The sequence below is a fragment of the Thermotoga petrophila RKU-1 genome (genome assembly GCF_000016785.1).
GTDB classification, from domain to species: Bacteria; Thermotogota; Thermotogae; order Thermotogales; family Thermotogaceae; genus Thermotoga; species Thermotoga petrophila.
On sequence record NC_009486.1, the window covers coordinates 1,388,443 to 1,400,550 of the forward strand.

16 protein-coding genes and 1 tRNA gene are annotated in these 12,108 nt (G+C 46.6%); all 17 read right to left on the reverse strand.

Annotated elements, in window-relative coordinates; translation table 11 throughout:
• Nucleotides 1-6: 6 nt before the first annotated feature.
• The 17 genes from TPET_RS07125 to TPET_RS07205 all read right to left on the reverse strand — a co-directional run bounded on the left by TPET_RS07125 (nt 7) and on the right by TPET_RS07205 (nt 12,089).
• Nucleotides 7-753 (reverse strand): class I SAM-dependent methyltransferase, encoded by a 747-nt coding sequence (locus TPET_RS07125; RefSeq protein ID WP_011943866.1) that lies wholly within the window; start codon nt 751-753, stop codon nt 7-9.
• Nucleotides 750-1,277, reverse strand: coding sequence for a 16S rRNA (guanine(966)-N(2))-methyltransferase RsmD (rsmD, locus tag TPET_RS07130; RefSeq protein WP_011943867.1), 528 nt, complete (start codon nt 1,275-1,277; stop codon nt 750-752). Before rsmD ends, TPET_RS07125 begins: the two co-directional genes overlap by 4 nt.
• Nucleotides 1,259-1,801: a dephospho-CoA kinase gene (coaE, locus tag TPET_RS07135; RefSeq protein ID WP_011943868.1), complete on the reverse strand. Its 543-nt coding sequence runs from the start codon at nt 1,799-1,801 to the stop codon at nt 1,259-1,261. The genes rsmD and coaE overlap by 19 nt, the downstream gene beginning before the upstream one ends.
• Complete coding sequence (locus tag TPET_RS07140) at nt 1,795-2,025, reverse strand: hypothetical protein (RefSeq protein ID WP_004081587.1); 231 nt, start codon at nt 2,023-2,025, stop codon at nt 1,795-1,797. Before TPET_RS07140 ends, coaE begins: the two co-directional genes overlap by 7 nt.
• The gene (locus TPET_RS07145; RefSeq protein WP_011943869.1) at nt 2,022-3,368 is read right to left on the reverse strand and encodes a glucose-6-phosphate isomerase; all 1,347 of its coding nucleotides are present in this window, start codon (nt 3,366-3,368) and stop codon (nt 2,022-2,024) included. The genes TPET_RS07140 and TPET_RS07145 overlap by 4 nt, the downstream gene beginning before the upstream one ends.
• 11 nt (nt 3,369-3,379) lie before the next feature.
• Entirely contained in the window at nt 3,380-3,892 is a 513-nt protein-coding gene (gene apt, locus TPET_RS07150; protein ID WP_011943870.1) for an adenine phosphoribosyltransferase, read from the reverse strand.
• Nucleotide 3,893: 1 nt separating this feature from the next.
• A complete protein-coding gene (ispE, locus tag TPET_RS07155) occupies nt 3,894-4,709 on the reverse strand; it encodes a 4-(cytidine 5'-diphospho)-2-C-methyl-D-erythritol kinase (protein ID WP_011943871.1) in 816 nt (271 codons plus the stop codon).
• The gene (locus tag TPET_RS07160; protein ID WP_011943872.1) at nt 4,655-5,254 is read right to left on the reverse strand and encodes an NUDIX domain-containing protein; all 600 of its coding nucleotides are present in this window, start codon (nt 5,252-5,254) and stop codon (nt 4,655-4,657) included. The genes ispE and TPET_RS07160 overlap by 55 nt, the downstream gene beginning before the upstream one ends.
• Entirely contained in the window at nt 5,255-5,644 is a 390-nt protein-coding gene (locus TPET_RS07165) for a hypothetical protein (protein ID WP_004081579.1), read from the reverse strand. It lies immediately after the preceding gene.
• Nucleotides 5,645-5,660: 16 nt separating this feature from the next.
• Nucleotides 5,661-6,329 carry a 16S rRNA (uracil(1498)-N(3))-methyltransferase gene (locus TPET_RS07170; RefSeq protein WP_011943873.1) on the reverse strand — a complete coding sequence of 223 codons (669 nt, stop codon included), beginning with the start codon at nt 6,327-6,329 and terminating at the stop codon, nt 5,661-5,663.
• Nucleotides 6,329-7,606, reverse strand: coding sequence for a serine--tRNA ligase (gene serS, locus TPET_RS07175; RefSeq protein WP_011943874.1), 1,278 nt, complete (start codon nt 7,604-7,606; stop codon nt 6,329-6,331). The genes TPET_RS07170 and serS overlap by 1 nt, the downstream gene beginning before the upstream one ends.
• Before the next feature lie 27 nt (nt 7,607-7,633).
• Entirely contained in the window at nt 7,634-8,404 is a 771-nt protein-coding gene (locus TPET_RS07180; RefSeq protein ID WP_011943875.1) for an ABC transporter permease, read from the reverse strand.
• Complete coding sequence (locus tag TPET_RS07185) at nt 8,401-9,189, reverse strand: ABC transporter permease (protein ID WP_011943876.1); 789 nt, start codon at nt 9,187-9,189, stop codon at nt 8,401-8,403. Before TPET_RS07185 ends, TPET_RS07180 begins: the two co-directional genes overlap by 4 nt.
• Nucleotides 9,186-10,292: an ABC transporter ATP-binding protein gene (locus TPET_RS07190; protein WP_012896496.1), complete on the reverse strand. Its 1,107-nt coding sequence runs from the start codon at nt 10,290-10,292 to the stop codon at nt 9,186-9,188. The genes TPET_RS07185 and TPET_RS07190 overlap by 4 nt, the downstream gene beginning before the upstream one ends.
• Before the next feature lie 14 nt (nt 10,293-10,306).
• On the reverse strand, nt 10,307-11,317 hold the full coding sequence (locus TPET_RS07195) for an extracellular solute-binding protein (protein WP_011943878.1): 1,011 nt from the start codon (nt 11,315-11,317) through the stop codon (nt 10,307-10,309).
• A 52-nt stretch (nt 11,318-11,369) separates the two neighbouring features.
• Nucleotides 11,370-11,446, reverse strand: a tRNA-Cys gene (locus TPET_RS07200).
• Between the two features lie 37 nt (nt 11,447-11,483).
• Nucleotides 11,484-12,089, reverse strand: a complete 606-nt coding sequence (locus TPET_RS07205; protein ID WP_011943879.1) for a histidine phosphatase family protein — start codon at nt 12,087-12,089, stop codon at nt 11,484-11,486.
• Nucleotides 12,090-12,108: the final 19 nt, after the last annotated feature.

The window sequence follows — 12,108 nt, forward strand, 5'->3', positions numbered from 1 at the left end:
GAGCCTTCAGGCTCCTCTTTTCTTTTTCAGAACGAAGAATATATGACCGGCCTTCCAGATGATGTTTCTGTCCTTTGAAAGTTCCCGTTCCAGCTGGAAGATGGTTTCTTTCCTTTCACTGATCTGTTCGTCCGAGTATTCCATCACACCGATTCCGCGGATATCTACCGTCTCAAATCCTTCCAGAGAATCCAAATCTTCTGGTTTGAAGGCGTAAGAATTGAAAGAAAAGAGTGTGGTTCCCACACTTGTGGTTTGTGTTTTCAAAAAGTGTGTTATTTGATCCCACGCGTCCTTTTCGATCATCTGCTGAAGAAAAGTGTAAAAGTTGTCCACGGTTGCTATCAACAATCCATCGGGTACAAGCACTCTTCTTATCTCTGAAAACGCTTTATCCTTGTTTTCAACGTAGCTCAGAACGTCGCCGAGAGCGAGAACTGCTTCAAAGGCACCTGAAGGAAAGGGGAGATCTTCCGCCCTGGCTTCAACGACGTTTTTGACACCCTTTTCCCTCGCAACCTCCAGCATCTCTTTCGATGGATCGACGAGAACTACTTCGAAACCTCTTTCCTGCAAGAACAGACTCCACTTTCCGGTTCCTCCACCGAGATCGAGAACTCTGCAGGGGTTTTTCAAATACTCCTCTAAGAAAGATCCGATCAGTCTGTGATAGAGCTTCCACTTCGGTGTTTCGTACATACTGTCGTACGCTCTTGCTATTCTGTCGTAGAATTCCCATGGCCTCAGTTTCATCGTTTCACCTTCAGAAAAACAAGTTCGGTCTCACCGTAATCTTTTCTTTTGACGACTTCAAAGTTTGAAAAATCCAGTTCGATTCTCTTACTCTTCTCCAGAACAGCCAAACTGTTTTCTTTCATGACTTTCGGAAGCAAGGAAAGTGTTTTGTTTATGATCTCTACATCGTTGTACGGAGGATCGAGAAAGACAACGTCGAACTTTTCATCGGTGTTTTGAAGAAAGTCCACTACGTTACTGTGAATGATCGTGGCTGTCTCGTTGAGTGATTCGAGATTCTTTCTGCATATACTGAGGGCACGCTTTGATCTGTCAACACAGACCACTCTTTCCGCTCCTCTGCTCAGAGCCTCACAGCTCACCACGCAGCTTCCGCAGAAGAGTTCGAGAAAGCTTTTTCCCTCGACGTCTATCATGTTGAACAGGGCGCTTCTCACAGAAGACATGGTGGGTCTGAAGAAATTTCCTGTTTTTAACTTCCTTCCCCTGTACTTTCCCCCTGTTATTCTCGTTTCTCCCATAAGAGTTTCATCACTTCCTCTACCTTCTTTTCGAGATCTTCGAGAGTGGAATTGTTCGCTACTACTATTCCCTGTGGAACGATGTCTTCCTGAAACTTCAAACGTCTGTCGGCTTCTCTGTTTCTCTCCAGTATCTTCTCTCTGCTTGCGACTACTGTGATGACGTGATCGCACAGCTGATCCAGTCCCATTCTTTTCAGAAGAGCGGCCTCTATTACTACGAGGCCGCTCGTTTTGTTTATTATTTCCTGTACCCTCTTCTTCATCAAGGGATGGACGATTGATTCGAGCTTCTTCAAGTTCTCCTGTGATTTAAAGACGATGTCGGCGAGTTTTTTTCGGTTTACTTTCCTGTCTTCCAGGACAGATCCTCCAAAAAGCTCGACGAGCTTTTCCTTCACTTCTTCGAGCACTTCATGACCTATTCTATCCACGTTCACAACGTGGGCTCCGTATTTATTCTTTAGAATCTCACAGACGGTAGACTTTCCCGTTCCTATCTTTCCTGTAACACCGATCACCATATTCTCTTTGCCTTTTTCTCCAGTTCGTTCTTGAACCTTTCATATTCATCTTCGGCAAGAAAGATGACACTCGTTGTGTTCAGTTCCTCGATGACTTTTGCGATCCTCTCCTCAACGGTTGGATCGTCCGAAACGATGATGTACGTTCCCTCTTCACCGAGAGGACCGCCCTCTATGAAGAAAACCTTCTCTCCTTCACGCATCACTTCCTCGAAGATTTTCATTCTACAATCACCTTCTTCGACCTTTCCTTTATTTCGTAAGTGTAACCTTCTCTTCCCATGAGAGCGAACGTGATCTTCTTCCCGAGCTCCACACCGGGCTGATCGAACGGATTGATCTCAAGAAGATAACCCATGAAGGCGGTGGCTGCCTCGTAGTAAGCGAAGAACTGACCTACGTTGTACGGTGTGAGTCCGTCAAATGTCACTCTCATGTTCGGTCTGTTGTTTTCTCGCAGTGCTTCTTCTGTTCCTGTCTGCTCTGCGAGTAGGAGTTCGGAGAGCTTCTTCCTTGCAAGATAGCTGAGTTCAGCTCTTCCGGTTTCCGGGATCACTATTTCTCTGTCGAAGTTTTCAACTCTCAGGAAGGTTATTACCTTGTCGTTCGGCCCTTCGTTGTAAAGCTGTATCTGTGAGTGCTGATCGGTTGCACCCAGCGCTTTCACGGGAGTTTGGCCGGTGAAAACCTCTTCTCCCTTGAGATTGTACCTTTTTCCAAGACTTTCCGCCCAGAGCTGTCTGTACCAGTCCATAAGATAGATCATTCTGTTCGAATACGCCATCATCACAGAAATGGACTTTCCTTTGTTCAAGTAGAGGTAGTGTGTGAGTGCTATCATTGCCGCTGGATTTTCAAGGATGTTCTCTTTCATGCTCTTCTCGAAGGCATCCTTTGCACCTTCGTGCAGTTCGTCTATGTCTATGCCTTCCGCCATGGCTGAGAGGAGGCCAACAGGTGTGAGAACGCTGAACCTTCCTCCCACTCCAGGAGGCACTTCGAGACTTCTGAAACCTTCTTCTTTCACGAGTTTTCTCAAAAAGCCCTTTTCCGGGTCTGTTGTGATGAGCATGTGTTCTCTTGGATCTAGTCCATAAGCTTCGAGGATCCCACGTGCTATCGAATAGGTCGCCATTACTTCAGCGGTGGAACCGGATTTCGATATCACGTTGAAAAGAGTTGTTTTGGGATCGATTCTGTCCAGAACAGAGCTCATGAGATCTGGATCCACGTTGTCCACCACAAACACTCTGGCGTACCCGTTTCTTTCCTCTCTGGTCATCTCATTCCAGTTCAAAGGCCTGAGGGAGTAGTGAAGAGCCAGGTTTCCAAGTCCAGAACCTCCAATTCCCAGCACAACGACCGTATCGAAGTTTATTATCCAGTCCTCGAGAGATTTAACAGAATCGATCCAGCTTCTGTCCAGCTTTGCAAAATCGGGAGTGTTTTCTACGAAGTTTCGAACTGCACTTGTAACTTTCTCCTCTACGCTTTTTACGTCCTCATCTGTCAAACCACCGGAGATGTTCGGTTCAAACAAATTGGAAAAGTCGAATTTTAAACTCATACTTTCACCCCTCAGTAGACTATCAGAGTTTTGATATCGTAACTTTTCAGTCTCTTTCTTGGTTCCAAGTATGAAAGCTCGACGAGGAAAGCGAGGGAAACCACTTCCCCACCGAGTTTTTTAACCAGTCTTATGAGCGCTTCTGCTGTTCCTCCCGTTGCGAGCACATCGTCCACTATGAGCACTCTCTGGCCTTTCTCTACAGCGTCCTCGTGTATATGGAGCCGTTCAGTGCCGTACTCCAGCTGATACTCTTCGTACACGGTTTTATACGGGAGTTTCCCCGGTTTTCTCACCGGAACGAAACCCTTTCCCAGTTTGTACGCCATGGTAGCTCCGAGGATGAACCCCCTCGCTTCGGGAGCCACCACGAGATCGAAATCCCTGTCAGAAACGAGTTCGCACATTCTGTCGATCGCTTCTTTGAAGGCTTCTTGATTTCTCAAAAGAGGTGTTATGTCGCGAAATACGATGCCTTTCTGCGGGAAATCAGGTATATCTCTTATGAAGCGTTTGAGATCCAACTTAAACACCTCCCACAAACGGGTAATTTCCTTCGTCTAGAGGGTAGAGAGCGAAAAAGGCACTTCCGCTTCCCGTCATCATTTTCACTATGGAACCATCGCCAAAGTTTCTCAGTCCATACATTACCTCCGGGTGTTTCTCTAAGAACACCTTCTCAAACACGTTGTAGGAGAGTTTCCTTATCTTTTCGTAATCCCTTTCAAGATAAGCCCTGTGTAGTTCCTCTACCCTGCCGGGTCCTTTTCTGTACATCTCTGGTGTGAGAGACAGATACATTTCTTTCGTTGAAGAGTGAATGCCCGGGAAGAACAGATTGACAGAGTACCCTTCAATATCTTCGAGTTTTTCCACGATTTCTCCTCTTCCTCTCACAAGAGCGGTTCCTCCGTAAAGAAAAAAGGGTACATCGCTTCCCACCTGAGCTGCTATATTCAGAAGGTCTTCAAGAGGTATTTTGAAAACTTCACCAAGATATCTGAGAATCGCTGCAGCGTTGGAACTCCCTCCTCCAAGGCCAGAGCCTACTGGGACCTTCTTTTTCAACGTGACTTTGAGGCCGAATTCTTCTCCTGTGTTTTTCCTGAACATCTCCCAGGCTCTTTTGATCGTGTTGTCCGAGGGCAGAGCTACGTTGCTTTCCAGGTAGAAACCTCCATCACAGATTTCTACAGTGAGTGTGTCGTGAAGAGAAATCGTTTGAAACAATCCCACTATTTCGTGGTATTCATCGGATCTTTTTCCAAGCACATCCAGGTAGAGATTCAGTTTTGCGTACGAAACAAGTTCAGCAGAACCGTTGCCGATATTTTCGACCAACCTTCCATCACTCCTGAGAACTTCTCCAGTTCTTCGAGCTTTATGAGTTCCCATTCGAACAGATCTTTTTCTTTTACAGAGAAAAACTCTCCCTTGCCGAGAAATAGAGCACCAAGGTGTACTCTGCTCACTTCGGTTGTTGACGAATTTATGAGTCCGAGAAATTCCAGTTCTCTTAGCGAGACATCCACTTCCTCGTTTACTTCGCGTTCGAGCCCTTTCAAAAACGCTTCCCGTTGTGTTGCTCCGTCCTCTTCTCTCACATGACCGCCTATTCCGAGAGAGTAAAGATTGTGGAGCCTCTTCTCGGACTGTTTTGTTGTTCTTTTTGTGATGAGGACTCTGTCGCCATCCATTATAACTACGTAAGGTATCACCTGTTTCGTCGTTTCATCGTATTCTGCTTCCTCTCTTTCCCGGAAAAATCCGTACTGGTCCAGGAAGTTCAAGAAGTTCTCGAAGTTCACTCTCATGAATCCTTCGAATTCACCGAACTCTTTTAAAAAGTCTTCCGTTTTCACGACCAGTATTCTTTCACTCTTCATTCAATCTCTCCTCATCTCGTGGCCGGGTCTCTTGAAGAAATCTGTCTTTTCCTCGTCGGCTTTGAGCTGTTTCCACCTGTGCGCTGCCATCTCACAGAATCGCTGAAGAATAGCAGGAAGATCGCTCTTCTTGAGAAGATCCTCCCCTATCCTTTCCTTCAGGCGCTCGCTCAGAGTGTAGCTCTCTTTCTCTGGTTCGAAAGCGATATCTTCGGTGTATTCTTCAGGCTTGAAGTCCTCCAGGACCTTTTCAAGGAACTTGAGAGCGAACTCGATGAAAACATCTCCCACTTCGTCACTTCTTTTAACATCGTGAAGGCTTTTCCTGTAGTCTTCTATCAATTCTTTTTCCTGCTTGACAAAAGAGAGTATCTTTTCGCCTTTCTTCATGTGTGAACACCTCCGTTCAGATTTTTTGTTTTTTTAAAGCGATGTATCCAACGGTCAATATCGCAGCTGTTTCGAATCTGAGGATTTTCTTCCCAAGACTAACAACGGTTGTGGAAGACCTCAGCAGTTCTCTTTCTTTCTCAGAGAACCCTCCCTCGGGGCCGACCACCACCGTTATCGAGCCTTCTAAGTTCACGTCGAGCAGGTTTTGAGAGGCATCCAGATCCAGTGTTATCACGTTTCCGCTGAGTTCCAGTTTCTCCAGGAAACTCACCTTTGGAAAAAGATATCTTCTGCACTGCTTTGCTGATTCTCTAACAACAATTTTTGTCTTATCCAGGCTGATCTCGTGCTGGGATCTTTCGAACTTGTGGAAAAAGATCTCATCCACCCCGAGTTCAACACACTTTTCTATGAGAAAACGTGTTCTTTCCCACCTGCCGATCGGAACAACAACGCTCAATTTCTCAGCAGATTTTTTTTCTTTCTCTTCTGCCTTTACGATCCTGGCTGTAGCTACTTTTTTCTTCAAGCTTTCAAGAATGCACGTGTATGAAAAGCCTTTTCCATCTGTTGCTTCGATCACATCTCCTTCTTTTAAGCGCACGACCCTCATGTGGTGTGTTTCCCTTTCGTCGAATATCACCTCACCGTTTTGAGCCGTTCCGTAGAAGAGGTGAGGCACTACGGTATCACCTCGAACCCTGTGTAGGGAACGAGCACCTCCGGCACTCTCACACTGCCGTCTGGTTGCTGGTAGTTTTCCAGTATCGCAACGAGTGCCCTTCCAACGGCAATGCCCGATCCGTTCAACGTGTGAACGTATTCGAGCTTTCCATCCGATCTCCTTCTGTATCTCATGTTTCCTCTTCTTGCCTGAAAGTCCGTCACGTTACTGCAGGAAGATATCTCTTTGTATGCGTTGTAGGAAGGAAGCCACACTTCTATATCGTAGGTTTTTGCGGAGGTGAACCCGAGATCTCCCGTACAGAGCGAAACGACTCTGTATGGGAGCTCCAGTTTTTGAAGAATGGTTTCGGCGTCTTTCACAAGCTGTTCAAGATCTTCGAAAGATCTTTCCGGTGTGGTCACCCAGACGAGCTCGACCTTGTCGAATTGATGCTGTCTGATCATCCCCCTCACATCTTTCCCGTAACTTCCCGCTTCTCTACGGTAACAGGGAGTGTAAGCGACGTATTTCTTCGGTAGTTCTTTCTCTTCGAGGATCTCTCCACTGTGAAGCGCTGCGAGGGGAACCTCAGCCGTCGGAATGAGGAACAGGTCATCCCTCTCAGCGAGGTAAAGCTCTTCTTCGAATTTGGGAAGCTGTCCGGTTATAGTGATGGTTTCCCTTTTCACCAGATGTGGGACCCACACTTCCGTGTAACCGTGTTCCTTTGTATGAACGTCAAGCATGAAGTTTATCAGAGCTCTCTCGAGTCTTGCGAGTTTTCCATACATGACGGTGAATCTGGAACCGCTGAGTTTGGTCGCCCTGTCGAAATCCATGAGCCCCCACGCGGGTCCGAGGTCCCAGTGAGCGAGCGGGGTGAAATCGAATTCTCTCGGCTCTCCCCACCTTCTCACTTCAACGTTCTGGGATTCGTCTTCTCCAACGGGAACGCTCTCATGTGGGATGTTCGGGACCATCAAAAGGAGGTCGTTCAACTGCTTCTGAAGTTCTTTTTCTTTTTCTTCTAACGCTTTTATCTCTTCTCCTAATCTTTTCCCTTCTTCGATGAGTGCCTCTGCCTCTGTGTTTTTCCCTTCTTTTTTCAACCTTGCCACATTTTTGGAAATTTCGTTTCTTCTGGATCTCAGCTCGTTTGTTTTCGTGATGGTAGTGCGCCAGTCGGCATCGATCTTCAAAATCTCATCGATTGTAGCAGGATCCTCTCCTCGTTTTCTGAGGGCTTCTTTCACGAGATCGGGATTTTGTCTGATGAGCTTTATATCTATCATCTTATCCCTCCCCTTACCACAATTCTATCAGAAGATGTACCTCACGAATTTCCTGAGCACAAAACCGATCAGGATAGTCCCGGCGATCATGAAGGTGGAAATGGCGTTTACTGTAGGTGAGATGCCGAACCTTATCATGGAGTAGATTTGAATCGGAAGGGTGGTCGATCCTGGGCCAGCCACGAAGAAGGTGATCACAAAATCGTCTATGGAGAGTGTGAAGGCAAGAAGGAAGGCAGCAACTATGCCGGGAACGAGATTTGGGATAATCACTCTGTAAAACACCTGGAAGTCCGTGCTTCCAAGGTCGTAAGCTGCCTCTATGATGCTCCTGTCGAAATCCTGAAGTCTGGAGTGAACGATCATCATAGTGTACGGAATCGAAAACGTTATGTGTGCGAGTGTTATGGTGAAGAGTCCCAGCTGAACCTTGAACATCGAGAAAAGTAAAAGCAGGGATATACCGATGATCACGTCGGGTACCACGAATGGAAGATACGTGAGAAACCAGATAGAGTTTTCTAACCTGCTCTTTCTCCAAAAGAGTTCTATCGCCGTTAAGGTTCCAATCGCCGTTGATACCGTGCTGGAGACGATGGCCACGATGAGCGAATTTCTGAACGCATGCCAGACCGAATATTCCCGCGTGAACAGCTCCAGGTACCACTTGAGTGTGAAGCCGCTCCAGACAGGAGATTTCGCCGAATTGAAGGACATCAACACCACTATGAAAAGCGGCAAATAGAAGAACACCATTGTCAGGATCACGATGGTTTTTATGAATCTTCCTGGTTTCAACGTCTCTCTCCCCTTTTCATCACAAAGATGATACTCAGGAGAGCTATCAGGGTGAGAATGTTGGACATCGCGGACGCGACGGGCCAGTTTCTGACGGTCAGAAGTTGCCTTACGATCTCGTTTCCTATCATCTTGGAGTTCACGCCACCGACGAGATCCGGTATGGCGTAGGATCCAAGGGCGGGAATGAATACGAAAACGAAAGCTGTGAGAAGGCCCGCTCTGACGTTGGGAAGAAGGACCCTGGTGAACGTGTACATCCTGCTGGCTCCAAGATCCAAGGACACTTCAAGGATACTGTCTTCCACCTTTTCCATGGCGGCATAAAGAGGAAGTATAGCGAAAGGAAGGTAGGTATAGACTATCACCAGTATGACAGCGAAAGAGTTGTAGAGAAATTGAACGGGACCAATGCCGAACAGGCCGAGAAACTGATTTATGAGTCCGTTGTTGCCAAGAACTATCTTCCAAGCGTAAATTCTGATGAGAGAGTTGGTCCAAAAGGGTATAACCGTCAAAAGTAAAAGAAAGTTTTTAAGCTTGCTTCTGGCTATGTAGAAGGCAACAGGAACCGCCACAGCGAGGGTAATGAACGTCGCAACACCGGCGATCCAGACGGATCTCCAGATGAGTGCCAGATACCTTGGAAGATAGCTATACGCTTCGAGGGAAAAGCTCCACTTGATCCCACCGTAGATCTGTGGCTCCAGAAAGCTATAAACAAAAACTATTGAGATGGGAAGAATGAAAAGAAAGAGCAACCACAGAAAGTACACGTATTTCATTCTTCAAGCACCTCTACAATGAAGCTGTCATCTGGATTCCACGTAATGAACACTTCATCTTCCCATTTTATGATCGGCTCATCGAGTATGTACCTTGCGTGCTGTTTGTAAACTTTCATTATGTAGCCTTCGTCGAGTCGAACGAAGTACTTCGTCTGGTGTCCCATGTATATTTCTTCTTCTACGATTCCGTGAAACACGTTGAAAATTTTACCGGACTGAAATTCCCTCTTCGAAATTCTGATCTTTTCGGGCCTCAGGGTGATGAGCAATACATCACCCTTTTTCGCCTCCTTGTCTCTGTAACACCTGAACTGGCCGATTCCTGGACTTTCTACGACGTAATATTCATCTTCCACTTCAACAACCTCGGCTTTCATGAGGTTCGTTTCTCCGATGAAAGTCGCCGCAAAGACGTTGACCGGGCTCTCATACACCTCGTAGGGAGTTCCAACCTGAACGATTTCTCCTTCGTTCATGAGAGCGACTCTGTCTGAAACACTGATCGCTTCAGCCTGATCGTGTGTTACGTAAATGAAGGTGATACCGACTCTATCGTGAAGATTGTCGAGCTCGACAAGGAGTTCCTGTCTCAGTTTCGCGTCGAGAGCGCTCAGCGGTTCATCGAGAAGGAGGACCCTCGGCTCGTTGGCGAGGGCCCTCGCTATCGCCACTCTCTGCTTCTGACCACCAGACAGTTGGGAAGGCATTTTCTGAGCATGTTCTTCCATTCTTATGAGCGAAAGCAGTTCGTTCACTCTCTGGTTTATTTCGTTCTCGGATAGTTTTTTGAGTTTCAAGGGGAACGCGATGTTTTCAAAAACTGTGAGATGAGGAAACAGAGCGTAGTTCTGAAATATGATGTTCACGGGCCTTTTGTTTGGAGGCAAATTCAGTATCGACTTTCCATCCAGGAGAACATCTCCACTTTCCACACCCTCGAAGCCCGCTATCACGCGAAGGAGCGTTGTTTTCCCACAACCCGATGGGCCGAGTATGGAAAAAAACTCTCCTTTCTTTATATCCAGGGAGACGTTCTTCAAAACCTGGAAGTCATCGAAAAATTTGCTGACGTTCTTTATTGAAACTTCTCCTCCGATCAACTTCACTCACTCCGTCACATGATGATCTCGAGCCATATTTTGTTGTAAAGTTCGAGGGCTTCTCCCACGTCTTCTATGAATTCACAGTTTTTGAGATCTTCTATGGTGTAAATGGGTTCTGTCTGCATGTACTTTCTGGCTTCCACGTTCGGTGAGGGAAGACCGAGATAATCCGCTATCTTCGCTGCGTTTTCTGGCTCGAGAATGAAGTTGATGAACTTGTAGGCGAGGTCCACGTTCTTTGCCCCTTTGGGGATCACCATGTTGTCGATCCACAACGTACCGCCTTCTTTTGGTATGAAGAAGTCGAAGTATTCTTCCTCTCCTTCGGGTATTCTTTGATAGACGTCTTCTGCGTATCCGTGCACCACCCAGTACTCACCGGAAACAACACCATCAGCGTACGAAGAGGCGTCGAATTTGGCTATGTTCTTTTTCCATCTGAGAACAACCTGTTTCGCTTCTTCCAGTTCTTTCGGGTTCTTCGTGTTGACGGAGTATCCGAGATACTTCAAGGCAGCGCCGAGGACTTCCCTCATGTCATCGAGGAGAGTCATTCTTCCCCTGAGGTCTTCTCTATCGAAGATGGACCAGGACTTCTCGTACTCTTTCACGTATTTTTTATTCACAATAACAACAGTGGATCCCATCATGTAAGGAATGCTGTACTCATGGTTGGGATCGTAAGTGGTCTTTGTGAGAATGTCTTTATCTAGATATTTGAAGTTCGGTATCCTCGAAAGATCGAGTTTCTGGAGCATTCCTTCTTTTTTCATTATCGAAACATAGTCACCGGAAGGGAATATCAGATCGTAGCCTTTTCCACCACCGGCTTTGAATTTGGCGTACATCTCTTCGTTTGAAGCGTAGTTGTCATACACCACACGGCAATCGTATTTCTCTTCGAATGCTCTGATCACGTCTTCAGGAATGTAATCGGCCCAGTTGTAGATGTAAAGGGTGGCCTTCGCGAAGATCGAGATCGACAGAACTACCAGCAGAGCAAGAAGCACCTTTTTCATCATCAATACCTCCCTTCTTCCAATATAAAAAGCCAGGCCGTGTAGCCTGGCTCTCTGGAGGCGGCGGTGGGATTCGAACCCACGAATAGGGATTTTGCAGACCCCCGCCTTTGACCGCTTGGCTACGCCGCCATCCACATAGAATATAATACCACATATGCAAGGGTGTTCAAGATCCCTTAAGGTGACACGTATCGTTCAACAAAACAAGCCTCGGTTTGCTCTCTATTTCCACCACACTGAGGGACGCGTTGTCCAGCTTGAAATTTCTGTGAAGGTAAAGAGGAAGCCCGAGGACCCAGCAGATGAAAGCTCTCAAAGACAGAGAGTGTGATACGATGACCACGTTCTCTGAACCGTTCAACTTCTCCTGTGAGACGATTTTCATGATAGCCTTCACCACACGATTCTGTACATTTCTCATGGATTCTAAACCTTCCATTCCAAAATTTGGATCCGATGACCACTTCTTGAACTCCACAGGATACTCCCTGATGGCTTCTTCCACTGTGAGACCGTTCCAGAGTGATATTTCACATTCTCTCAGATCTTCTTCGACGATGATTTCTTTTTCAAAGCGCCTGGCGATCTCTTCTGCTGTCTCGAGGCTTCTTTTGAGGGGACTCGAGTAAATGGCATCGACTCTTTCCAGGCTGTTTGCCAGCTTTTTTGCCTGTTCTCTTCCTTTTTCGTTGAGAGGAACATCCGTGATTCCCTGCCACAGACCCTTTTCGTTCCAGATGGTTTCACCGTGTCTTATGAGATAGAGTTTCATACTTCTATGCACCTCTTTG

What these genes read in the sequence shown, in the direction of transcription:
- TPET_RS07125 (WP_011943866.1), bottom strand. Translation starts at nt 753, where the DNA reads ATGAAACTGAGGCCATGGGAATTCTACGACAGAATAGCAAGAGCGTAC.
- rsmD (WP_011943867.1), bottom strand. Translation starts at nt 1,277, where the DNA reads ATGGGAGAAACGAGAATAACAGGGGGAAAGTACAGGGGAAGGAAGTTA.
- coaE (WP_011943868.1), bottom strand. Translation starts at nt 1,801, where the DNA reads ATGGTGATCGGTGTTACAGGAAAGATAGGAACGGGAAAGTCTACCGTC.
- TPET_RS07140 (WP_004081587.1), bottom strand. Translation starts at nt 2,025, where the DNA reads ATGAAAATCTTCGAGGAAGTGATGCGTGAAGGAGAGAAGGTTTTCTTC.
- TPET_RS07145 (WP_011943869.1), bottom strand. Translation starts at nt 3,368, where the DNA reads ATGAGTTTAAAATTCGACTTTTCCAATTTGTTTGAACCGAACATCTCC.
- TPET_RS07160 (WP_011943872.1), bottom strand. Translation starts at nt 5,254, where the DNA reads ATGAAGAGTGAAAGAATACTGGTCGTGAAAACGGAAGACTTTTTAAAA.
- TPET_RS07165 (WP_004081579.1), bottom strand. Translation starts at nt 5,644, where the DNA reads ATGAAGAAAGGCGAAAAGATACTCTCTTTTGTCAAGCAGGAAAAAGAA.
- serS (WP_011943874.1), bottom strand. Translation starts at nt 7,606, where the DNA reads ATGATAGATATAAAGCTCATCAGACAAAATCCCGATCTCGTGAAAGAA.
- TPET_RS07185 (WP_011943876.1), bottom strand. Translation starts at nt 9,189, where the DNA reads ATGAAATACGTGTACTTTCTGTGGTTGCTCTTTCTTTTCATTCTTCCC.
- TPET_RS07195 (WP_011943878.1), bottom strand. Translation starts at nt 11,317, where the DNA reads ATGATGAAAAAGGTGCTTCTTGCTCTGCTGGTAGTTCTGTCGATCTCG.
- TPET_RS07205 (WP_011943879.1), bottom strand. Translation starts at nt 12,089, where the DNA reads ATGAAACTCTATCTCATAAGACACGGTGAAACCATCTGGAACGAAAAG.